This is a genomic window from Escherichia sp. WS1265 (assembly GCF_046487585.1).
Lineage (GTDB): Bacteria > Pseudomonadota > Gammaproteobacteria > Enterobacterales > Enterobacteriaceae > Escherichia > Escherichia coli.
Genome location: NZ_JBJQJE010000002.1, coordinates 19,080 through 41,417 on the forward strand (window position 1 = coordinate 19,080; position 22,338 = coordinate 41,417).

General features: G+C 51.6%; 18 protein-coding genes. 13 read left to right on the forward strand and 5 right to left on the reverse strand.

Annotated features, from left to right (window positions below; genetic code table 11):
* Positions 1 to 326: 326 nt before the first annotated feature.
* Positions 327 to 1,301, reverse strand: coding sequence for an MDR family oxidoreductase (locus ACJHX3_RS02440; RefSeq protein ID WP_001148482.1), 975 nt, complete (start codon positions 1,299 to 1,301; stop codon positions 327 to 329).
* 151 nt (positions 1,302 to 1,452) lie between these two features.
* Here ACJHX3_RS02440 and csrD point away from each other — a divergent pair, with 151 nt between their 5' ends.
* The 8 genes from csrD (at position 1,453) to tldD (ending at position 13,928) form a co-directional block, all read left to right on the forward strand.
* The gene (gene csrD / locus ACJHX3_RS02445; protein ID WP_094308706.1) at positions 1,453 to 3,393 is read left to right on the forward strand and encodes an RNase E specificity factor CsrD; all 1,941 of its coding nucleotides are present in this window, start codon (positions 1,453 to 1,455) and stop codon (positions 3,391 to 3,393) included.
* 304 nt (positions 3,394 to 3,697) lie between these two features.
* Positions 3,698 to 4,741: a rod shape-determining protein MreB gene (mreB, locus tag ACJHX3_RS02450; RefSeq protein WP_000913396.1), complete on the forward strand. Its 1,044-nt coding sequence runs from the start codon at positions 3,698 to 3,700 to the stop codon at positions 4,739 to 4,741.
* Positions 4,742 to 4,806: 65 nt separating this feature from the next.
* Positions 4,807 to 5,910, forward strand: a complete 1,104-nt coding sequence (gene mreC, locus ACJHX3_RS02455; protein WP_094321973.1) for a rod shape-determining protein MreC — start codon at positions 4,807 to 4,809, stop codon at positions 5,908 to 5,910.
* Positions 5,910 to 6,398 (forward strand): rod shape-determining protein MreD, encoded by a 489-nt coding sequence (gene mreD, locus ACJHX3_RS02460; protein WP_000179409.1) that lies wholly within the window; start codon positions 5,910 to 5,912, stop codon positions 6,396 to 6,398. The genes mreC and mreD overlap by 1 nt, the downstream gene beginning before the upstream one ends.
* 8 nt (positions 6,399 to 6,406) lie before the next feature.
* Positions 6,407 to 7,000, forward strand: coding sequence for a nucleoside triphosphate pyrophosphatase YhdE (yhdE, locus tag ACJHX3_RS02465; protein ID WP_000203103.1), 594 nt, complete (start codon positions 6,407 to 6,409; stop codon positions 6,998 to 7,000).
* Positions 6,990 to 8,459 (forward strand): ribonuclease G, encoded by a 1,470-nt coding sequence (rng, locus tag ACJHX3_RS02470; RefSeq protein ID WP_000123197.1) that lies wholly within the window; start codon positions 6,990 to 6,992, stop codon positions 8,457 to 8,459. The genes yhdE and rng overlap by 11 nt, the downstream gene beginning before the upstream one ends.
* A gap of 67 nt (positions 8,460 to 8,526) precedes the next feature.
* Positions 8,527 to 12,327, forward strand: a complete 3,801-nt coding sequence (gene yhdP, locus ACJHX3_RS02475; protein WP_001253531.1) for an AsmA2 domain-containing protein YhdP — start codon at positions 8,527 to 8,529, stop codon at positions 12,325 to 12,327.
* A gap of 155 nt (positions 12,328 to 12,482) precedes the next feature.
* Complete coding sequence (gene tldD / locus ACJHX3_RS02480; RefSeq protein WP_024044662.1) at positions 12,483 to 13,928, forward strand: metalloprotease TldD; 1,446 nt, start codon at positions 12,483 to 12,485, stop codon at positions 13,926 to 13,928.
* A gap of 127 nt (positions 13,929 to 14,055) precedes the next feature.
* Here tldD and aaeR read toward each other — a convergent pair whose 3' ends face one another.
* The gene (gene aaeR, locus ACJHX3_RS02485) at positions 14,056 to 14,985 is read right to left on the reverse strand and encodes an HTH-type transcriptional activator AaeR (RefSeq protein ID WP_000440317.1); all 930 of its coding nucleotides are present in this window, start codon (positions 14,983 to 14,985) and stop codon (positions 14,056 to 14,058) included.
* 182 nt (positions 14,986 to 15,167) lie between these two features.
* Between aaeR and aaeX the strand changes: the two genes are divergently transcribed.
* The 4 genes from aaeX to ACJHX3_RS02505 all read left to right on the forward strand — a co-directional run bounded on the left by aaeX (position 15,168) and on the right by ACJHX3_RS02505 (position 18,648).
* Entirely contained in the window at positions 15,168 to 15,371 is a 204-nt protein-coding gene (gene aaeX, locus ACJHX3_RS02490; RefSeq protein WP_000051841.1) for a p-hydroxybenzoic acid efflux pump operon protein AaeX, read from the forward strand.
* Positions 15,372 to 15,378: 7 nt separating this feature from the next.
* Entirely contained in the window at positions 15,379 to 16,311 is a 933-nt protein-coding gene (gene aaeA / locus ACJHX3_RS02495) for a p-hydroxybenzoic acid efflux pump subunit AaeA (RefSeq protein ID WP_000854033.1), read from the forward strand.
* A gap of 5 nt (positions 16,312 to 16,316) precedes the next feature.
* Positions 16,317 to 18,284, forward strand: a complete 1,968-nt coding sequence (aaeB, locus tag ACJHX3_RS02500; protein ID WP_000510962.1) for a p-hydroxybenzoic acid efflux pump subunit AaeB — start codon at positions 16,317 to 16,319, stop codon at positions 18,282 to 18,284.
* Positions 18,285 to 18,375: 91 nt separating this feature from the next.
* Complete coding sequence (locus ACJHX3_RS02505; protein WP_001029005.1) at positions 18,376 to 18,648, forward strand: barstar family protein; 273 nt, start codon at positions 18,376 to 18,378, stop codon at positions 18,646 to 18,648.
* A 55-nt stretch (positions 18,649 to 18,703) separates the two neighbouring features.
* Here the strand turns inward: ACJHX3_RS02505 and yhcN are convergent, their stop codons facing one another.
* A complete protein-coding gene (gene yhcN, locus ACJHX3_RS02510; protein WP_000695690.1) occupies positions 18,704 to 18,967 on the reverse strand; it encodes a peroxide/acid stress response protein YhcN in 264 nt (87 codons plus the stop codon).
* Between the two features lie 364 nt (positions 18,968 to 19,331).
* On the reverse strand, positions 19,332 to 19,802 hold the full coding sequence (gene argR, locus ACJHX3_RS02515; protein WP_001257846.1) for a transcriptional regulator ArgR: 471 nt from the start codon (positions 19,800 to 19,802) through the stop codon (positions 19,332 to 19,334).
* 434 nt (positions 19,803 to 20,236) lie between these two features.
* Here argR and mdh point away from each other — a divergent pair, with 434 nt between their 5' ends.
* On the forward strand, positions 20,237 to 21,175 hold the full coding sequence (gene mdh / locus ACJHX3_RS02520; protein ID WP_001469265.1) for a malate dehydrogenase: 939 nt from the start codon (positions 20,237 to 20,239) through the stop codon (positions 21,173 to 21,175).
* 62 nt (positions 21,176 to 21,237) lie between these two features.
* Here the strand turns inward: mdh and degS are convergent, their stop codons facing one another.
* Positions 21,238 to 22,305, reverse strand: a complete 1,068-nt coding sequence (gene degS, locus ACJHX3_RS02525; RefSeq protein WP_000497723.1) for an outer membrane-stress sensor serine endopeptidase DegS — start codon at positions 22,303 to 22,305, stop codon at positions 21,238 to 21,240.
* Between the last annotated feature and the right edge of the window lie 33 nt (positions 22,306 to 22,338).

Below are 22,338 nucleotides of genomic sequence, written 5' to 3' on the forward strand. Positions count from 1 at the left end.
CGAGTGGTTAATTTGTAGGCAAATAAAATCAGATTATTCACCCCATGGTACCAGAAATCAGTAACAGGTTAAGCGTAGCGTCGCCCAGGCAAAGCACCATAAACCTAACAGGCGACGGAGGCGTATCAATAATGGCTGTTTAGTGGAGTAACAGTGCGCATCAATTTATGGTCAGTCGAAATCATGACTTTCCAGTTTGGATGATGTTGTACAACTTCATGACCAAGATGTTCGACGAAAGCTGTCCGGCTAACCGCTTTTCCCGTTAACCGATTGAATAATGGTTTCAAAATGAGTTCCCTCTCTTATTAATCCTTGCTAAATGGTTAGTTAACCTTCACCAGCGTGCGCCCCTGGATCTGGTTATTAATGATGGCCTCGGCAAACTTCGGTGCCTCTGCCAGAGATATCTCTTTTGCCGCCTGGGTATAGAATGATTCCGGTAAATCGGCGACCAATCGCTGCCAGGCTTGTGCGCGGCGTGCTGGTGGCGTCATCACTGAATCCACCCCCTGTAAACGGACATTACGCAGAATAAATGGCATGACCGTGGTTGGCAGAGTAAAACCACCCGCCAGACCACAGGCCGCCACGCAGCCGCCGTAATTCATTTGCGCCAGCACTTTCGCCAGCACTTTGTCGCCAACGGTGTCAATTGCCCCAGCCCAGAGTTGTTTTTCCAGAGGACGGGATTCGGCAAACTCATCGCGAGGGAGAATACGGCTGGCACCTAAACTTTTCAGATATTCATGGGTACTTTCGCGACCGGAAACGGCAACGACCTGATAACTCAATTTATGCAGCAGCGCCACGGCGGTACTGCCGACGCCACCACTGGCACCCGTTACGACAATCTCGCCGTCCTGCGGGCGAACACCGGCATCTTCCAGCGCCATCACACACAGCATGGCGGTAAAACCGGCAGTACCGATAATCATTGCTTTACGCGCGTCCAGCCCTTGCGGCATGGCAACCAGCCAGTCACCTTTCACTCGCGCCTGCTCCGCCAGCCCACCCCAGTGGTTTTCACCAACGCCCCAGCCAGTGAGTAATACCTCCTGACCGGCATGAAAACGCGGATCTTCGCTGGTGCGTACAGTTCCGGCAAAATCGATCCCAGGAATCATCGGAAAATTACGGATGATTTTTCCCTTACCGGTAATTGCCAGCGCATCTTTGTAGTTCAGGCTCGACCAGTGAACATCAACCGTGACATCGCCCTCCGGCAGGCGACTTTCGTCCAGAGTCTGTACCGATGCGAGAGTTTTGCCGTCCTGCTGTTCTAAAAGTAACGCCTGCATAAGTGGTCCTCATGTGCATGATGGATTGGAAAATAATTTCTGAAGACTATACTCGCTAATGGAAAAGCAAAGCCGATGAAGCGCAATAAATTGCGAGATAAATCTGATTTGCTAGTATGCCCGCTTCCTCACTATCGGAGTTAACACAAGGATGAGATTAACGACGAAATTTTCGGCCTTTGTTACGCTGCTCACCGGGTTAACAATTTTTGTGACTTTGCTGGGCTGTTCGCTAAGTTTCTACAATGCAATTCAGTATAAGTTTAGTCATCGCGTTCAGGCGGTGGCGACGGCAATTGATACCCACCTTGTGTCGAATGACTTCAGCGCATTAAGGCCACAAATTACCGAATTAATGATGTCGGCAGATATCGTTCGTGTAGACCTGCTGCATGGTGATAAACAGGTTTATACCCTCGCCAGAAATGGAAGTTATCGTCCGGTTGGCACCAGCGATCTGTTTCGCGAACTGAGCGTTCCGTTGATAAAGCATCCGGGGATGTCGCTGCGTCTGGTTTATCAGGATCCGATGGGCAACTATTTCCATTCGTTGATGACCACCGCGCCGCTCACGGGGGCGATTGGCTTTATCATTCTTATGCTCTTCCTGGCGGTACGCTGGTTACAACGGCAACTTGCCGGGCAAGAATTGCTGGAAACCCGGGCTACTCGTATCTTAAACGGTGAGCGTGGCTCTAATGTGTTGGGAACCATCTATGAATGGCCGCCCAGAACCAGCAGTGCGCTGGATACGCTGCTTCGTGAAATTCAGAACGCACGCGAACAACACAGCCGTCTTGATACGCTGATCCGCTCTTATGCCGCCCAGGACATGAAAACCGGCCTCAATAACCGACTCTTCTTCGATAATCAGTTAGCAACGTTACTGGAAGATCAGGAGAAAGTAGGTACCCACGGGATCGTGATGATGATTCGTCTACCGGATTTCAATATGTTGAGCGATACCTGGGGGCACAGCCAGGTTGAAGAACAGTTCTTCACTCTGACGAATCTGCTGTCGACATTTATGATGCGCTATCCTGGCGCACTGCTGGCGCGTTACCACCGCAGTGATTTTGCTGCGCTGTTGCCGCACCGGACGTTAAAAGAGGCTGAGAGCATAGCCAGTCAGTTAATCAAAGCCGTCGATACCTTGCCGAACAATAAAATGCTCGATCGCGACGATATGATCCACATTGGTATCTGTGCCTGGCGTAGTGGTCAGGATACCGAGCAGGTAATGGAACATGCAGAGTCTGCCACGCGTAATGCGGGATTGCAGGGCGGCAATAGCTGGGCTATTTACGATGACTCGTTGCCTGAAAAAGGACGCGGTAATGTTCGCTGGCGTACGCTTATCGAGCAAATGCTGAGTCGCGGCGGCCCGCGCCTTTATCAAAAACCGGCGGTTACTCGCGAAGGTCAGGTTCATCATCGCGAACTCATGTGCCGCATCTTCGATGGTAACGAAGAGGTTAGCTCGGCGGAGTATATGCCGATGGTCTTGCAGTTTGGCTTATCGGAAGAGTATGACCGCCTGCAAATCAGCCGTCTGATTCCACTATTGCATTACTGGCCGGAGGAAAATCTGGCGATTCAGGTTACCGTTGAGTCGCTGATTCGCCCGCGTTTTCAGCATTGGCTGCGAGATACGTTAATGCAATGTGAAAGATCGCAACGAAAACGCATAATTATTGAACTTGCAGAGGCCGATGTAGGTCAACATATCAGTCGCTTACAACCTGTTATTCGTTTAGTGAATGCTTTAGGGGTACGGGTAGCCGTCAACCAGGCTGGTTTGACGCTGGTAAGCACCAGTTGGATCAAAGAACTTAATGTTGAGTTACTCAAGCTCCATCCGGGGCTGGTCAGAAACATTGAGAAGCGAACGGAGAACCAGCTGCTGGTTCAAAGCCTGGTGGAAGCCTGCTCCGGGACCAGCACCCAGGTTTACGCCACCGGCGTGCGTTCGCGAAGCGAGTGGCAGACCCTGATTCAGCGCGGTGTTACAGGTGGGCAAGGGGATTTTTTCGCGTCCTCACAGCCACTTGATACTAACGTGAAAAAATATTCACAAAGATACTCGGTTTAACCTGCCGTTTAATCCGTTTTCACGTAGAATAACGCGCGCTGCGTCTCATGGGAGTGTGCTTGTCTGCTCGCCAGATTGTTGCAGCACATATGCAGATGAATGACCTTACGCGGTTGCAAACAGGCGAGGAATGCTGCTGATGCATTAAGCCTTTCTGGACTCAGGCAGAGATTTGTAACAAAGGAAACGAACTGCACTAATTTTCACCGTAGCAGATGATTTTTGCGCCTTGTCGCTGCTGCGTGTGGTTGGTAAAGTAAGCGGATTTTCTTTTCCGCCCCAGCTTTCAGGATTATCCCTTAGTATGTTGAAAAAATTTCGTGGCATGTTTTCCAATGACTTGTCCATTGACCTGGGTACTGCGAATACCCTCATTTATGTAAAAGGACAAGGCATCGTATTGAATGAGCCTTCCGTGGTGGCCATTCGTCAGGATCGTGCCGGTTCACCGAAAAGCGTAGCTGCAGTAGGTCATGACGCGAAGCAGATGCTGGGCCGTACGCCGGGCAATATTGCTGCCATTCGCCCAATGAAAGACGGCGTTATCGCCGACTTCTTCGTGACTGAAAAAATGCTCCAGCACTTCATCAAACAAGTGCACAGCAACAGCTTTATGCGTCCAAGCCCGCGCGTTCTGGTTTGTGTGCCGGTTGGCGCGACCCAGGTTGAACGCCGCGCAATTCGTGAATCCGCGCAGGGCGCTGGTGCCCGTGAAGTCTTCCTGATTGAAGAACCGATGGCTGCCGCAATTGGTGCTGGCCTGCCGGTTTCTGAAGCGACCGGTTCTATGGTGGTTGATATCGGTGGTGGTACCACTGAAGTTGCTGTTATCTCCTTGAACGGCGTGGTTTACTCCTCTTCCGTGCGCATTGGTGGTGACCGTTTCGACGAAGCTATCATCAACTATGTGCGTCGTAATTACGGTTCTCTGATCGGTGAAGCCACCGCAGAACGTATCAAGCACGAAATCGGTTCGGCTTATCCGGGCGATGAAGTCCGTGAAATCGAAGTTCGTGGCCGTAACCTGGCAGAAGGTGTTCCACGCGGTTTTACCCTGAACTCCAACGAAATCCTCGAAGCACTGCAGGAACCGCTGACCGGTATTGTGAGCGCGGTAATGGTTGCACTGGAACAGTGCCCGCCGGAACTGGCTTCCGACATCTCCGAGCGCGGCATGGTGCTCACCGGTGGTGGCGCACTGCTGCGTAACCTTGACCGTTTGTTAATGGAAGAAACCGGCATTCCAGTCGTTGTTGCTGAAGACCCGCTGACCTGTGTGGCGCGCGGTGGCGGCAAAGCGCTGGAAATGATCGACATGCACGGCGGCGACCTGTTCAGCGAAGAGTAATCGGATGCAGGCAGGGGAAATGTCTGTTTACCCTGCCTGGTCTGATACGAGAATACGCATAACTTATGAAGCCAATTTTTAGCCGTGGCCCGTCGCTACAGATTCGCCTTATTCTGGCGGTGCTGGTGGCGCTCGGCATTATTATTGCCGACAGCCGCCTGGGGACGTTCAGTCAAATCCGTACTTATATGGATACCGCCGTCAGTCCTTTCTACTTTGTTTCCAATGCTCCTCGTGAATTGCTGGATGGCGTATCGCAGACGCTGGCCTCGCGTGACCAACTAGAACTTGAAAACCGGGCGTTACGTCAGGAACTGTTGCTGAAAAACAGTGAACTGCTGATGCTTGGACAATACAAACAGGAGAACGCGCGTCTGCGCGAACTGCTGGGTTCCCCGCTGCGTCAGGATGAGCAGAAAATGGTGACTCAGGTTATCTCCACGGTTAACGATCCTTATAGCGATCAAGTTGTTATCGATAAAGGTAGCGTTAATGGCGTTTATGAAGGCCAGCCGGTCATCAGCGACAAAGGTGTTGTTGGTCAGGTGGTGGCCGTCGCTAAACTGACCAGTCGCGTGCTGCTGATTTGTGATGCGACCCACGCGCTGCCAATCCAGGTGCTGCGCAACGATATCCGCGTGATTGCAGCCGGTAACGGTTGTACGGATGATTTGCAGCTTGAGCATCTGCCAGCGAATACGGATATTCGTGTTGGTGATGTGCTGGTGACTTCCGGTCTGGGCGGTCGTTTCCCGGAAGGCTATCCGGTCGCGGTTGTCTCTTCCGTAAAACTCGATACCCAGCGCGCTTATACTGTGATTCAGGCGCGTCCGACTGCAGGGCTGCAACGTTTGCGTTATCTGCTGCTGCTGTGGGGCGCGGATCGTAACGGCGCTAACCCGATGACGCCGGAAGAGGTGCATCGTGTTGCTAATGAACGTCTGATGCAGATGATGCCGCAGGTATTGCCTTCGCCAGACGCGATGGGGCCAAAGTTACCTGAACCGGCAACGGGGATCGCTCAGCCGACTCCGCAGCAACCGGCGACAGGAAATACAGCTACTGCGCCTGCTGCGCCGACACAGCCCGCTGCTAATCGCTCTCCACAAAGGGCTACGCCGCCGCAAAGTGGTGCTCAACCGCCTGCGCGTGCGCCGGGAGGGCAATAGTGGCGAGCTATCGTAGCCAGGGACGCTGGGTAATCTGGCTCTCTTTCCTCATTGCGCTGTTGCTGCAAATCATGCCCTGGCCGGATAACCTGATTGTTTTCCGGCCAAACTGGGTGTTACTCATCTTGTTGTATTGGATCCTGGCCTTGCCTCATCGCGTAAATGTGGGCACAGGTTTTGTGATGGGTGCCATACTGGATCTGATCAGCGGCTCGACACTTGGCGTACGCGTATTGGCGATGAGCATCATTGCTTACCTGGTGGCGCTGAAATATCAGCTTTTCCGCAACCTCGCATTATGGCAGCAGGCGCTGGTCGTCATGTTGCTTTCGCTGGTGGTGGATATTATTGTTTTCTGGGCAGAGTTTTTAGTGATTAACGTCTCTTTCAGACCGGAAGTGTTCTGGAGTAGTGTAGTCAATGGAGTGCTCTGGCCGTGGATTTTCTTGCTGATGCGTAAAGTCCGTCAGCAGTTTGCAGTGCAATAAAGGTTTCTATGACTTCTCTGTATTTAGCTTCCGGTTCTCCGCGTCGTCAGGAGTTACTTGCGCAACTTGGCGTGACCTTTGAACGTATTGTTACGGGCATTGAGGAGCAGCGTCAGCCGCAGGAGAGCGCGCAGCAATATGTTGTGCGTCTGGCGCGCGAGAAAGCACAGGCGGGTGTCACGCACACGGCGCAGGATCTCCCGGTGCTGGGTGCGGATACTATCGTTATCCTGAATGGAGAAGTGCTGGAGAAACCGCGCGACGCAGAACATGCGGCGCAGATGTTGCGCAAATTATCGGGGCAGACCCATCAGGTGATGACGGCAGTGGCGTTGGCCGACAGTCAGCACATTCTCGATTGCCTGGTGGTCACCGATGTGACTTTCAGAACGTTAACAGACGAAGACATCGCGGGCTATGTCGCCAGCGGTGAACCGTTAGATAAAGCAGGTGCATACGGTATTCAGGGGCTGGGTGGCTGTTTTGTCAGGAAGATAAATGGCAGCTATCACGCCGTAGTCGGCTTACCGCTGGTTGAAACGTATGAATTATTAAGTAATTTTAACGCACTGCGTGAGAAAAGGGATAAACATGACGGCTGAATTGTTGGTAAACGTAACGCCTTCGGAAACGCGAGTGGCGTATATTGATGGCGGTATTCTGCAGGAAATTCATATTGAACGTGAGGCGCGACGCGGAATAGTAGGCAATATCTACAAGGGTCGTGTAAGTCGTGTACTTCCGGGTATGCAGGCGGCTTTTGTAGATATTGGGCTGGATAAAGCCGCGTTTCTTCATGCATCCGATATCATGCCGCACACTGAATGTGTGGCGGGTGAAGAACAAAAGCAATTCACGGTGCGCGACATCTCGGAACTGGTCCGTCAGGGGCAAGATCTGATGGTGCAGGTGGTGAAAGATCCGCTTGGCACTAAAGGTGCGCGCCTGACTACCGATATCACGCTGCCTTCTCGCTATCTGGTGTTTATGCCAGGGGCTTCTCACGTTGGGGTTTCCCAACGTATTGAAAGCGAATCAGAACGTGAACGCCTGAAAAAAGTGGTCGCAGAGTATTGCGACGAGCAGGGCGGGTTTATCATCCGTACCGCAGCGGAAGGGGTTGGCGAGGCTGAACTGGCCTCCGATGCCGCTTATCTGAAACGCGTCTGGACCAAAGTGATGGAGCGTAAAAAGCGCCCGCAGACTCGTTATCAGCTGTACGGCGAACTGGCGCTGGCGCAGCGTGTTCTGCGTGATTTCGCCGACGCCGAACTGGATCGCATTCGCGTTGACTCACGCCTGACTTACGAAGCATTGCTGGAGTTTACCTCGGAGTACATTCCCGAGATGACCAGCAAGCTGGAGCATTACACCGGACGCCAACCGATTTTCGATCTCTTTGATGTCGAAAACGAAATCCAGCGAGCGCTGGAACGCAAAGTTGAACTGAAATCCGGTGGTTATCTGATTATCGACCAGACCGAAGCGATGACCACCGTGGACATCAATACCGGAGCGTTTGTCGGTCATCGCAATCTGGACGACACCATTTTCAATACCAATATTGAAGCGACGCAGGCTATCGCTCGCCAGTTACGGTTGCGCAATCTGGGCGGGATTATCATTATTGATTTCATCGACATGAATAATGAAGATCACCGTCGCCGCGTGTTGCATTCGCTGGAGCAGGCGTTGAGCAAAGACCGGGTGAAAACCAGCGTTAATGGTTTTTCGGCGCTGGGGCTGGTGGAGATGACGCGTAAACGCACCCGCGAAAGCATTGAGCACGTACTATGTAACGAATGCCCAACCTGCCACGGTCGCGGAACGGTGAAAACCGTGGAAACGGTATGCTATGAAATCATGCGCGAGATTGTTCGTGTACACCATGCTTACGATTCCGACCGTTTCCTGGTCTATGCTTCTCCGGCAGTAGCCGAAGCCTTGAAAGGCGAAGAGTCACACTCGCTGGCGGAAGTGGAAATTTTCGTTGGCAAACAGGTTAAAGTACAAATTGAACCGCTCTATAACCAGGAGCAGTTTGACGTCGTAATGATGTAAACAGATGCTGGGCCGCCATCCGGCAAAGGGTTTTTGAGTCACATTTTTAGCAGACAAGGAGTGACGGGTGAGGCGATTGCCGGGGATTTTACTGCTTACTGGAGCCGCGCTCGTTGTGATCGCTGCCCTGCTGGTTAGCGGCCTGCGTATTGCTTTACCGCATCTTGACGCCTGGCGTCCGGAAATCCTCAACAAAATAGAATCCGCGACTGGCATGCCGGTAGAAGCCAGTCAGCTCTCAGCCAGCTGGCAGAATTTTGGCCCGACGCTTGAAGCGCACGACATCCGTGCAGAACTAAAAGATGGCGGCGAATTTTCGGTTAAACGCGTTACTCTGGCGCTGGATGTCTGGCAAAGCCTGTTACATATGCGCTGGCAATTTCGTGATCTCACTTTCTGGCAGCTGCGCTTTCGCACCAACACTCCTATCACCAGCGGTGGTGGTAATGATAGCCTGGAAGCCAGTCACATCAGCGATCTGTTTCTTCGTCAGTTCGACCATTTTGATCTCCGCGACAGTGAAGTCAGTTTCCTGACGCCATCCGGTCAGCGCGCCGAGCTGGCGATCCCACAACTCACCTGGCTGAACGATCCACGTCGACACCGTGCAGAAGGCCTGGTAAGCCTCTCCAGCCTTACCGGACAGCACGGCGTGATGCAGGTGCGCATGGATTTGCGTGATGATGAGGGGTTGTTAAGCAATGGTCGCGTCTGGCTCCAGGCGGATGACATCGACCTGAAGCCGTGGCTCGGTAAATGGATGCAGGACAATATTGCGCTGGAAACGGCGCAGTTCTCCCTTGAAGGCTGGATGACGATCGATAAAGGCGATGTAACCGGTGGCGACGTCTGGCTGAAACAGGGCGGTGCCAGCTGGTTGGGCGAGAAGGAAACGCATACGCTGTCGGTGGATAATCTGACCGCGCATATTACGCGTGAAAATCCGGGATGGCAGTTCTCTATTCCCGATACACGGATCACGATGGACGGCAAACCCTGGCCGAGCGGAGCATTGACGCTGGCCTGGATACCGGAACAGGACGTTGGCGGCAAAGACAATAAACGCAGTGACGAACTCCGGATTCGCGCCAGTAATCTGGAGCTGGCAGGCCTGGAGGGCATACGCCCGCTGGCCGCGAAACTTTCACCTGCACTGGGTGATGTTTGGCGCTCCACACAACCGAGCGGCAAGATTAACACGCTGGCGCTGGATATCCCGCTTCAGGCGGCAGACAAGACCCGTTTTCAGGCATCGTGGAGCGATCTGGCCTGGAAGCAATGGAAATTATTACCGGGTGCGGAACACTTCTCCGGGACGCTTTCCGGCAGCGTTGAAAATGGTTTGCTTACCGCGTCGATGAAGCAGGCAAAGATGCCTTACGAAACGGTATTCCGTGCGCCACTGGAAATCGCCGACGGCCAGGCAACTATAAGCTGGCTGAACAATGACAAAGGTTTCCAGCTGGATGGGCGTAATATTGACGTTAAAGCCAAAGCCGTCCATGCGCGCGGCGGTTTTCGTTACCTGCAACCTGCTAACGATGAACCCTGGCTGGGTATTCTGGCTGGCATCAGTACCGATGATGGTTCACAAGCCTGGCGCTATTTCCCGGAAAACTTGATGGGTAAAGACCTGGTTGATTACTTAAGTGGCGCGATTCAGGGCGGTGAAGCGGATAACGCGACGCTGGTTTATGGTGGCAATCCGCAACTCTTCCCCTATAAACACAACGAAGGTCAGTTTGAAGTGCTGGTGCCGCTGCGCAACGCGAAGTTTGCCTTCCAGCCGGACTGGCCTGCATTAACTAACCTTGATATTGAACTGGACTTTATTAACGACGGTTTATGGATGAAAACCGATGGCGTTAATCTGGGCGGCGTGCGCGCGAGTAATCTCACCGCAGTGATCCCTGACTACTCGAAAGAAAAACTGCTGATTGACGCTGACATTAAAGGTCCGGGTAAAGCCGTTGGCCCTTACTTTGATGAGACACCGCTGAAAGATTCTCTGGGTGCGACCCTGCAAGAACTCCAGCTCGATGGCGATGTGAATGCTCGCTTACATCTTGATATCCCGCTGAACGGCGAGCTGGTAACCGCGAAAGGTGAAGTGACGCTGCGTAATAACAGTCTGTTTATCAAACCACTCGACAGCACCCTGAAAAATTTGAGCGGTAAATTCAGCTTTATCAATGGCGATCTGCAAAGTGAACCGCTGACAGCAAGCTGGTTTAATCAGCCGTTGAACGTGGATTTTTCCACCAAAGAAGGGGCAAAAGCCTACCAGGTAGCGGTAAACCTCAACGGTAACTGGCAACCGGCGAAAACCGGCGTTCTGCCTGAAGCGGTGAACGAAGCATTGAGTGGCAGCGTGGCGTGGGATGGTAAAGTGGGCATTGATCTGCCTTATCATGCTGGTGCGACCTATAACGTAGAGCTGAACGGCGATCTAAAGAATGTGAGCAGTCACTTACCTTCACCGTTAGCCAAACCTGCGGGTGAACCACTAGCGGTAAACGTTAAGGTTGATGGCAATCTCAACAGCTTTGAATTAACCGGACAGGCTGGTGCGGATAATCATTTCAATAGCCGCTGGTTGCTCGGTCAAAAGCTCACGCTCGACCGTGCTATTTGGGCGGCAGACAGTAAAACGCTCCCGCCGTTGCCGGAACAAAGTGGCGTTGAACTCAATATGCCGCCGATGAATGGTGCCGAGTGGCTGGCCCTGTTTCAGAAAGGTGCGGCGGAGAGTGTCGGTGGTGCAGCGAGTTTCCCACAACACATAACGTTACGTACGCCTATGTTGTCGCTGGGAAATCAGCAATGGAATAACCTGAGTATTGTTTCGCAACCGACGGCAAATGGCACCCAGGTTGAGGCGCAAGGGCGTGAAATCAACGCCACGCTGGCGATGCGTAATAACGCGCCGTGGCTGGCGAATATCAAATATCTTTATTACAACCCGAGCGTGGCGAAAACTCGTGGTGATTCAACACAGTCATCACCTTTCCCGACAACGGAACGCATTAACTTCCGTGGCTGGCCGGACGCCCAAATACGATGCGCAGAGTGCTGGTTCTGGGGGCAAAAATTCGGGCGCATTGACAGTGATATCACCATTTCTGGCAATACATTAACGCTTACTAATGGACTGATTGATACTGGTTTTTCGCGGCTCACTGCCGATGGTGAATGGATTAACAATCCGGGGAATGAACGTACCTCGCTGAAAGGAAAACTGCGCGGGCAGAAAATTGATGCCGCCGCAGAATTTTTTGGTGTCACGACGCCCATACGCCAGTCGTCATTTAATGTGGATTACGATTTACACTGGCGCAAAGCACCGTGGCAGCCAGATGAGGCGACGTTGAATGGCATCATTCATACTCAACTGGGTAAAGGCGAAATTACCGAAATCAATACCGGACATGCCGGGCAATTGCTGCGCTTATTGAGCGTAGATGCCCTGATGCGTAAGCTGCGTTTTGATTTCAGAGACACTTTTGGCGAAGGGTTCTATTTTGACTCCATTCGCAGCACCGCGTGGATTAAAGACGGCGTTATGCACACCGACGACACGTTGGTGGATGGCCTGGAGGCGGATATCGCCATGAAAGGGTCGGTAAATCTGGTACGTCGCGACCTGAATATGGAAGCGGTTGTCGCACCAGAGATTTCTGCGACGGTGGGCGTGGCTGCGGCTTTTGCGGTTAACCCCATTGTTGGCGCGGCAGTATTTGCCGCCAGTAAAGTGCTGGGGCCGCTGTGGAGCAAAGTCTCCATTTTGCGCTATCACATTTCGGGTCCGCTGGACGATCCGCAAATCAACGAAGTGTTGCGCCAACCGCGTAAAGAAAAAGCGCAATGATTTGACGAGGGCGCGTAATTGCCCCAATCTCATATGATAATCGTTGCCAAAGGCCAACGAGCCAGAACATAACCGTAGGCCGGATAGGGCGTTCACGCCGCATCCGGCAGCCGTAAAAAATCCTCTACTGCAGTAACTAACGAGTAGCAAAAACGATGAGTCTGAACCTGGTAAGTGAACAATTGCTAGCGACGAACGGCCTGAAACATCAGGACTTGTTCGCGATCCTCGGTCAACTGGCCGAACGTCGCCTTGATTATGGCGATCTCTATTTTCAGTCGAGCTATCACGAATCCTGGGTTTTAGAAGACCGCATTATTAAAGATGGTTCTTACAACATCGATCAGGGCGTTGGCGTACGTGCAATCAGCGGTGAAAAAACCGGATTTGCTTACGCAGACCAAATCAGCCTGCTGGCGCTGGAACAAAGTGCGCAAGCGGCGCGCACCATCGTCCGTGATAGTGGTGATGGCAAAGTACAGACGCTGGGCGCGGTAGAGCATAGCCCGTTGTATACCTCGGTAGATCCGTTGCAAAGCATGAGCCGTGAAGAGAAGCTGGATATCCTGCGTCGAGTCGATAAGGTTGCCCGCGAAGCGGACAAGCGCGTACAGGAAGTGACTGCCAGCCTCAGCGGTGTCTATGAATTAATTCTGGTTGCGGCCACCGACGGCACGCTAGCGGCGGATGTCCGTCCGCTGGTGCGTCTTTCCGTGAGCGTTCTGGTCGAAGAAGATGGCAAACGCGAACGCGGTGCCAGTGGCGGCGGCGGTCGTTTTGGTTATGAGTTCTTCCTTGCCGATCTTGACGGTGAAGTCCGTGCGGATGCATGGGCAAAAGAAGCAGTGCGTATGGCGCTGGTCAATCTTTCTGCCGTCGCCGCACCAGCAGGCACCATGCCGGTAGTACTTGGCGCAGGTTGGCCGGGCGTGCTGTTGCATGAAGCGGTGGGGCACGGTCTGGAAGGCGACTTCAACCGCCGTGGCACTTCAGTATTTAGTGGACAGGTCGGGGAGCTGGTGGCTTCTGAACTGTGTACCGTGGTTGATGACGGCACGATGGTCGATCGCCGTGGTTCGGTGGCGATTGATGACGAAGGTACGCCAGGTCAGTACAACGTGCTGATTGAGAATGGCATCCTGAAAGGCTACATGCAGGATAAACTCAACGCGCGTTTGATGGGGATGACGCCGACTGGCAACGGTCGCCGTGAATCCTACGCTCATCTGCCGATGCCGCGTATGACTAACACCTATATGCTGCCGGGTAAATCGACCCCGCAAGAAATTATTGAATCCGTTGAGTACGGTATCTATGCACCGAACTTTGGTGGCGGTCAGGTGGATATTACATCCGGCAAATTCGTTTTCTCCACTTCAGAAGCGTATCTGATTGAAAACGGTAAAGTAACGAAGCCGGTGAAAGGCGCAACGTTGATTGGTTCCGGTATCGAAACCATGCAGCAGATTTCGATGGTTGGCAACGACCTGAAACTGGATAACGGTGTGGGTGTCTGCGGTAAAGAAGGGCAAAGTTTGCCGGTTGGCGTGGGCCAGCCAACGCTGAAAGTTGATAATCTGACTGTTGGCGGTACCGCGTAATAATTTCAGTATGTTCAGAAGGATAATTAATCCTTCCACGTGCATGAACGGTCCCCTTGCCCCTCTGTGGAGAAGGTTAGGGGAACCCGTTGGCACAGGTTTGTACAACGTAACAGTACAATATTAATTACTTCTCTTTCCCGCGCCCGTGCATCTCCTGAAACAATTTACCGACCTCAACAAAATAATCCGTTAGCGAGTTGATCACGACTTGTACCTTCAGCGGCAGCTTATCTTTTTCGGTATATAACGCATAAACCGGGCGTGGATCTGACTGATAACGCGGCAGCAGGATCTCCAGCTCCCCACGATTGATCTCGTTGATCACCCACATCAGCGGCACGTAGGCGATCCCGGCACCCGCCGTCAGCCAGCGCACCAGCGTCATCGGATCATTAGTCACAAATCTTCCTTGTGGGATCAGGCGAGTCGAGATCCCTTCCGGTGCGATCAGTTCAAATTCATTGTCGGGCCGCACGCTGTATTCAAGCCATGAATGACTACTCAAATCGGCGGGTTTTTCCGGTATGCCGTATTGTGTGAGATAGCTTTTCGCGGCGCACACCACCATCGGCATCGCGCCCAGACGGCGGGAAAACAGGCTGGAATCCTGCAACGCGCCGACGCGGATCACCACATCCAGACCATCGGCAATCAGGTCGGGGGCAGGAATTCCGGTAACCAGATTGACGCTCAAACCTGGGTATTCTTTCAGCATTTTTGCTGTCAGCCCGGCGAGAACATTTTGTGCCATAGTTGAAGAACAGCCAATGCGCAGCGTCCCGATGGGGGTGTTATTGAAGGCATACAGTTGCTCATGAACATCCTGCACTTCATGGAGCATCCGACGGCAGCCCTGGTAGTAAATTCTGCCGGCTTCAGTCAGGCCAATGCTGCGTGTACTACGGTTTAACAGCTTTACCTGTAACTCATCTTCCAGTTTTGACACCGTCTGACTGATGGACGAAACGCTCATCTGTAGTTGTCTGGCGGCGGCGGTAAAAGAGCCAAATTCAACTACTTTGGCAAACACCGACATGCGTTTTAGTCGTTCCATTATTCACTCTGACTTAAAAGTGATTTAGATCACATAATATAGATAACAGCATAACAGTTACGCTAATATATTAAATATCAATCTACAGCAATGTTGCTCTCGCCCGGCTTTCCATGCCCTTCTCTGCGGCGACAGATGCTGAAAATAATAACGCCTGCTCTCTCTATACAACCAAGGTCAACATGAGTCTGTTTCCCGTTATCGTGGTGTTTGGGCTGTCCTTCCCACCGATATTTTTCGAATTGCTTTTATCACTGGCGATTTTCTGGCTGGTGCGCCGGGTACTTGTGCCAACAGGTATCTACGACTTTGTCTGGCATCCGGCGTTGTTCAACACCGCGCTCTATTGCTGCTTGTTTTATTTGATATCGCGACTGTTCGTTTGAGGTTGAAGTGAAAACACTAATAAGAAAATTCTCCCGTACGGCCATCACGGTCGTATTAGTCATTCTGGCCTTCATCGCAATTTTTAATGCCTGGGTCTATTACACCGAATCCCCGTGGACGCGTGACGCGCGCTTTAGCGCTGACGTCGTTGCGATCGCGCCGGACGTTTCTGGACTTATCACCCAGGTGAATGTTCATGATAACCAGCTGGTGAAAAAAGGACAGGTACTGTTCACCATCGACCAGCCGCGCTATCAAAAGGCGCTTGAGGAAGCGCAAGCCGATGTTGCTTATTATCAGGTACTGGCACAGGAGAAACGCCAGGAGGCAGGACGTCGTAACCGTCTCGGTGTGCAGGCGATGTCCCGCGAAGAGATCGACCAGGCCAACAACGTACTACAAACAGTTCTGCATCAGTTAGCGAAAGCGCAGGCGACCCGCGATCTGGCAAAACTGGATCTTGAACGCACGGTGATCCGCGCGCCAGCAGATGGCTGGGTGACCAACCTCAACGTCTATACCGGTGAGTTTATTACCCGTGGATCAACGGCGGTTGCGCTGGTGAAACAGAACTCCTTCTATGTACTGGCCTATATGGAAGAAACTAAGCTGGAAGGGGTGCGCCCTGGGTATCGTGCAGAGATCACGCCGCTTGGCAGTAACAAAGTGCTAAAAGGGACTGTTGATAGTGTTGCCGCAGGGGTCACCAACGCCAGCAGCACGCGTGACGACAAAGGGATGGCGACCATCGACTCTAACCTTGAATGGGTGCGTTTGGCGCAACGTGTTCCGGTTCGTATTCGTCTCGACAACCAGCAAGAGAACATCTGGCCTGCGGGCACCACTGCTACAGTGGTGGTCACTGGCAAACAAGATCGCGACGAAAGCCAGGATTCGTTCTTCCGTAAAATGGCCCATCGCCTGCGTGAGTTTGGTTAATCACGATGGGTATTTTCTCCATTGCTAACCAACATATTCGCTTTGCGGTAAAACTGGCGACCGCCATTGTACTGGCGCTGTTTGTTGGCTTTCACTTCCAGCTGGAAACGCCACGCTGGGCAGTACTGACAGCGGCGATTGTTGCCGCCGGTCCGGCCTTTGCTGCGGGAGGTGAACCGTATTCTGGCGCTATTCGCTATCGTGGCTTTTTGCGCATCATCGGCACATTTATTGGCTGTATTGCCGGACTGGTGATCATCATTGCGATGATCCGCGCACCATTATTGATGATTCTGGTGTGCTGTATCTGGGCCGGTTTTTGTACCTGGATATCCTCGCTGGTACGAATAGAAAACTCGTATGCGTGGGGGCTGGCCGGTTATACCGCGCTGATCATTGTGATCACCATTCAGCCGGAACCATTGCTTACGCCGCAGTTTGCCGTCGAACGTTGTAGCGAGATCGTTATCGGTATTGTGTGTGCGATTATGGCGGATTTGCTCTTTTCTCCGCGATCGATCAAACAAGAAGTGGATCGAGAGCTGGAAAGTTTGCTGGTCGCGCAATATCAATTAATGCAACTCTGTATTAAGCATGGCGATGGTGAAGTTGTCGATAAAGCCTGGGGCGATCTGGTGCGACGCACCACGGCGTTACAAGGTATGCGCAGCAACCTGAATATGGAATCTTCCCGCTGGGCGCGGGCCAATCGACGTTTAAAAGCGATCAATACGCTATCGCTGACGCTGATTACACAATCCTGCGAAACTTATCTTATTCAGAATACGCGCCCGGAATTGATCACTGATACTTTCCGCGAATTTTTTGACACGCCGGTAGAAACCGCGCAGGACGTCCACAAGCAACTCAAACGCCTGCGGAGAGTTATCGCCTGGACCGGGGAACGGGAAACGCCTGTCACCATTTATAGCTGGGTCGCGGCGGCAACGCGTTATCAGCTTCTCAAGCGCGGCGTTATCAGTAACACAAAAATCAACGCCACCGAAGAAGAGATCCTGCAAGGCGAACCGGAAGTCAAAGTAGAGTCAGCCGAACGTCATCATGCGATGGTTAACTTCTGGCGAACCACTCTTTCCTGCATTCTGGGGACGCTTTTCTGGCTGTGGACGGGCTGGACTTCCGGCAGTGGTGCAATGGTGATGATTGCGGTAGTGACGTCACTGGCAATGCGTTTGCCAAATCCACGCATGGTGGCGATCGACTTTATCTACGGGACGCTGGCCGCGCTGCCGTTAGGGCTGCTCTACTTTTTGGTGATTATCCCTAATACTCAACAGAGCATGTTGCTGCTGTGTATTAGCCTGGCAGTGCTGGGATTCTTCCTCGGTATAGAAGTACAGAAACGGCGATTGGGCTCGATGGGGGCGCTGGCCAGCACCATAAATATTATCGTGCTGGATAACCCGATGACTTTCCATTTCAGTCAGTTTCTCGACAGCGCATTAGGGCAAATCGTCGGCTGTGTGCTCGCGTTCACCGTTATTTTGCTGGTGCGGGATAAATCGCGCGACAGGACTGGACGTGTACTGCTTAATCAGTTCGTTTCTGCTGCTGTTTCCGCGATGACTACCAATGTGGCACGTCGTAAAGAGAACCACCTCCCGGCACTTTATCAGCAGCTGTTTTTGCTGATGAATAAGTTCCCAGGGGATTTGCCGAAATTTCGCCTGGCGCTGACGATGATTATCGCGCACCAGCGCCTGCGTGATGCGCCGATCCCGGTTAACGAGGATTTATCGGCGTTTCACCGACAAATGCGCCGCACAGCAGACCATGTGATATCTGCCCGTAGCGATGATAAACGTCGTCGGTACTTTGGCCAGTTGCTGGAAGAACTTGAAATCTATCAGGAAAAGCTACGCATCTGGCAAGCGCCACCGCAGGTGACGGAACCGGTTCATCGGCTGGCGGGGATGCTCCATAAGTATCAACATGCGTTGACCGATAGTTAAGTCAAAACCGACGCCAAAAGCGTCGGTTTTTTCATGGCTATACTTAGCGATGAACGGCAGAACTCGCCGCGAAACGTGACGGTGGCAACAGATGAATATTTATACCTTTGATTTTGATGAGATTGAGAGTCAGGAGGATTTTTATCGCGACTTCAGCCAAGCCTTTGGTCTGGCGAAAGATAAGGTACGCGATCTCGACTCACTATGGGATGTGTTAATGAACGATGTCCTGCCGCTACCACTTGAGATTGAATTTGTTCATCTGGGAGAGAAAACGCGTCGCCGTTTTGGCGCGTTAATATTGCTGTTTGATGAGGCAGAGGAAGAGCTGGAAGGGCATTTGCGTTTTAATGTTCGTCATTAGCGCAAAAAAAAGCCCCCGAACCGGGGGCAATATCGTCGGACAAGACGATGAGGGTTTATTTGTACAGTTCAGCAGTAGCGTGCCAGGTGTCACCGCTACGAGCTTCAGTAATCTGGTAGGCCGTTGCGCCTTTCTCTTCCGCTTTTTTGTTCAGCATTTCACGCATATCCATTGGCGAAGACGCCACACCACTTACGGATACGGTCCCGATTGCTTCACGATTTTGTGCTTGTGCAGCATCAATGGAGTCGGCAGCGAATGCACCGAAAGAGAGAACAGAAAGTACGCTTAATGCAGCAACAGTGGTTTTGATTTTCATGATTTTTACCTCGACATAATCTTTTAGCTGGGCCTTTGTTTCGTGACCCATATCACAAAATCAAGTATACACTAATTATTGAACTAATTAATACCACGCTAACTGTTTCAGTTGATGCTAAGTGTTAAAAATGTGAGTTTTAATAACAAAAAAGAATTAAAAACACGATTATTTATTATTAATTCTATTTTTTTCAATTAGATAATGAATTTTGCATAATGTGCTTTTTTTAACTCATGTATTCATTATGTGAATGATATGTCGCGGTAAAACGCACTATTCGTTAAATTAATCGCAGGAGAAAGCAGGGGGGGGAGAGGGAAAAGCAACATTTTCCCCGCCGCCAGAAGCGACGGGGCAGAGATTAAAGCTCCTGGTCGAACAGCTCTAAAATCGCTTCGTACAGGTCTTTGACGGTGAAACCGTTAGCAGGGGTGGTAAAGATGGTGTCATCGCCAGCGATGGTGCCCAGAATACCTTCTGCTTTGCCCAGTGAGTCCAGCAGGCGAGCAATTAACTGCGCCGCGCCAGGGCTGGTATGAATCACGACAACTGCATCGTTGTAGTCGATATCCAGCACCAGATTTTTCAATGGACTGGAGGTGGTTGGTACACCCAGTTCAGCTGGCAGGCAGTAAACCATTTCCATTTTGGCATTGCGTGTACGTACAGCACCAAACTTGGTCAACATCCGCGAGACTTTAGACTGATTAATATTGTCAAAGCCTTGCTCCTGCAACGCGGCGACGATTTCGCCCTGGGAGCTAAATTTCTCTTCTTTAAGTAATGCTTTAAATGCTTTAACTAGTTCTTCTTGCTTAGCCGAGCTTCGCATAAGTCACCCGATATGGTGGTTGATACAACATTATTGTGCATACAGATGAATTTTTATGCAAACAGTCAGCCCTGAAGAAGGCTGAAATAATGTTATGAAAGAGCGGGATTTTATCAAATTTCGTTATTGAGAAACATGCCTGCATCACGGCATGCAAATTCTGCTTAAAAGTAAATTAATTGTTATCAAATTGATGTTGTTTTGGCTGAACGGTAGGGTATATTGTCACCACCTGTTGGAATGTTGCGCTAATGCATAAGCGACTGTTAATTACGTAAGTTAGGTTCCTGATTACGGCAATTAAATGCATAAACGCTAAACTTGCGTGACTACACATTCTTGAGATGTGGTCATTGTAAACGGCAATTTTGTGGATTAAGGTCGCGGCAGCGGAGCAACATATCTTAGTTTATCAATATAATAAGGAGTTTAGGATGAAAGTCGCAGTCCTCGGCGCTGCTGGCGGTATTGGCCAGGCGCTTGCACTACTGTTAAAAACCCAACTGCCTTCAGGTTCAGAACTCTCTCTGTATGATATCGCTCCAGTGACTCCCGGTGTGGCTGTCGATCTGAGCCATATCCCTACTGCTGTGAAAATCAAAGGTTTTTCTGGTGAAGATGCGACTCCGGCGCTGGAAGGCGCAGATGTCGTTCTTATCTCTGCAGGTGTAGCGCGTAAACCGGGTATGGATCGTTCCGACCTGTTTAACGTTAACGCCGGCATCGTGAAAAATCTGGTACAGCAAGTTGCGAAAACCTGCCCAAAAGCGTGCATTGGTATTATCACTAACCCGGTTAACACCACAGTTGCGATTGCTGCTGAAGTGCTGAAAAAAGCCGGTGTTTATGACAAAAATAAACTGTTCGGCGTTACAACACTGGATATCATTCGTTCCAACACCTTTGTTGCGGAACTGAAAGGCAAACAGCCAGGCGAAGTTGAAGTGCCGGTTATTGGCGGTCACTCTGGTGTTACCATTCTGCCGCTGCTGTCACAGGTTCCTGGCGTTAGCTTTACCGAGCAGGAAGTGGCTGATCTGACCAAACGTATCCAGAACGCGGGTACTGAGGTGGTTGAAGCGAAAGCCGGTGGCGGGTCTGCAACCCTGTCTATGGGCCAGGCAGCTGCACGTTTTGGTCTGTCTCTGGTTCGCGCACTGCAGGGCGAACAAGGCGTTGTCGAATGTGCCTACGTTGAAGGCGACGGTCAGTACGCACGTTTCTTCTCTCAACCGCTGCTGCTGGGTAAAAACGGCGTGGAAGAGCGTAAATTTATCGGCACCCTGAGCGCATTTGAACAGAACGCGCTGGAAGGTATGCTGGATACGCTGAAGAAAGATATCGCCCTGGGCGAAGAGTTCGTTAATAAGTAATTGATTAGCGGATAATAAAAAACCGGAGCACAGACTCCGGTTTTTTGTTTTGAGCGCACGACTTAATTGGTTGCCGGATATTCCTGAATGGTGACCTGCAGCGTTAACTGCTTATCATCACGCATCACTACAACCGGGATCACCGAGCCAGGGCGAATTTCCGCCACCTGATCCATCGTCTCCAGAGCAGAGATGGCCGGTTTGTTATCCACCGAAATAATCAAATCATTGACCTGAATACCCGCATTCGCCGCCGGGCCGTCAGGTGACACTTCATTAACCACGATCCCTTGCAGTTGATCTATACCACCGCCTTGCGCGTGCAGTGGTGCGATCTCACGTCCGCCGATACCAATGTAGCCGCGGATCACGCGACCATCGCGGATCAGCTTATCCATAATTTTGGTTGCCAACTGGAAAGGAATCGCAAAGCCGATACCTTCCGGCGTTTCGCCATCGTTACTCTTATCAAACGACAGCGTGTTAATGCCCATCAGTTCGCCCAGCGAGTTCACCAGCGCGCCGCCAGAGTTACCGTGGTTAATGGAAGCATCGGTTTGCAGGAAGTTTTGCCGCCCGGTCGGGTTCAGACCAATTCGACCCGTGGCACTAATAATCCCCTGGGTAATGGTCTGCCCGAGGTTGTACGGGTTACCGATCGCCAGTACCACGTCACCAATGTGCGGTACGCGACGTGCATTGATTGGAATGGTAGGTAAACCGCCAGTGGCATTAATTTTAAGTACCGCCAGATCGGTTAGAGAGTCAGATCCCACCAGTAATGCTTCAAATACACGTCCATCCTGTAAGGCGACGATGATCTGATCGGCGTCGTTGATGACGTGTTTATTGGTGATGATATAACCGCGTTGATCCATGATTACACCGGATCCCAGGGTGCGGATCTCAAGCTGGTTGTGAGAGTTGGTGTTCAAACCACGGTTGTAAACGTTAACCACCGCTGGCGCGGCGCGGCGAACCGCCAGATTATAGCTGGCAGGCGTCTCATCGGTACTGTCAAATTGCGGAGTGGAAAGCGGGTTAAGGCTGCGCAGCGAAGGCATGGCAACCAGCAGAATAGCGCCGACAATTAATCCAATCGCAACGGAACGTAAGAGCTTCACAAACATGATGGAGGCGTCATTAAAAAAGGGAACGGCAGC

Bases quoted from the DNA above. Each gene is read 5' to 3' on its own strand.
- mreB (WP_000913396.1), top strand. From the start codon at position 3,698: ATGTTGAAAAAATTTCGTGGCATGTTTTCCAATGACTTGTCCATTGAC.
- argR (WP_001257846.1), bottom strand. From the start codon at position 19,802: ATGCGAAGCTCGGCTAAGCAAGAAGAACTAGTTAAAGCATTTAAAGCA.
- degS (WP_000497723.1), bottom strand. From the start codon at position 22,305: ATGTTTGTGAAGCTCTTACGTTCCGTTGCGATTGGATTAATTGTCGGC.
- mreC (WP_094321973.1), top strand. From the start codon at position 4,807: ATGAAGCCAATTTTTAGCCGTGGCCCGTCGCTACAGATTCGCCTTATT.
- yhdE (WP_000203103.1), top strand. From the start codon at position 6,407: ATGACTTCTCTGTATTTAGCTTCCGGTTCTCCGCGTCGTCAGGAGTTA.
- aaeR (WP_000440317.1), bottom strand. From the start codon at position 14,985: ATGGAACGACTAAAACGCATGTCGGTGTTTGCCAAAGTAGTTGAATTT.
- ACJHX3_RS02505 (WP_001029005.1), top strand. From the start codon at position 18,376: ATGAATATTTATACCTTTGATTTTGATGAGATTGAGAGTCAGGAGGAT.
- aaeB (WP_000510962.1), top strand. From the start codon at position 16,317: ATGGGTATTTTCTCCATTGCTAACCAACATATTCGCTTTGCGGTAAAA.
- ACJHX3_RS02440 (WP_001148482.1), bottom strand. From the start codon at position 1,301: ATGCAGGCGTTACTTTTAGAACAGCAGGACGGCAAAACTCTCGCATCG.
- tldD (WP_024044662.1), top strand. From the start codon at position 12,483: ATGAGTCTGAACCTGGTAAGTGAACAATTGCTAGCGACGAACGGCCTG.
- mdh (WP_001469265.1), top strand. From the start codon at position 20,237: ATGAAAGTCGCAGTCCTCGGCGCTGCTGGCGGTATTGGCCAGGCGCTT.
- aaeX (WP_000051841.1), top strand. From the start codon at position 15,168: ATGAGTCTGTTTCCCGTTATCGTGGTGTTTGGGCTGTCCTTCCCACCG.
- rng (WP_000123197.1), top strand. From the start codon at position 6,990: ATGACGGCTGAATTGTTGGTAAACGTAACGCCTTCGGAAACGCGAGTG.
- csrD (WP_094308706.1), top strand. From the start codon at position 1,453: ATGAGATTAACGACGAAATTTTCGGCCTTTGTTACGCTGCTCACCGGG.
- yhcN (WP_000695690.1), bottom strand. From the start codon at position 18,967: ATGAAAATCAAAACCACTGTTGCTGCATTAAGCGTACTTTCTGTTCTC.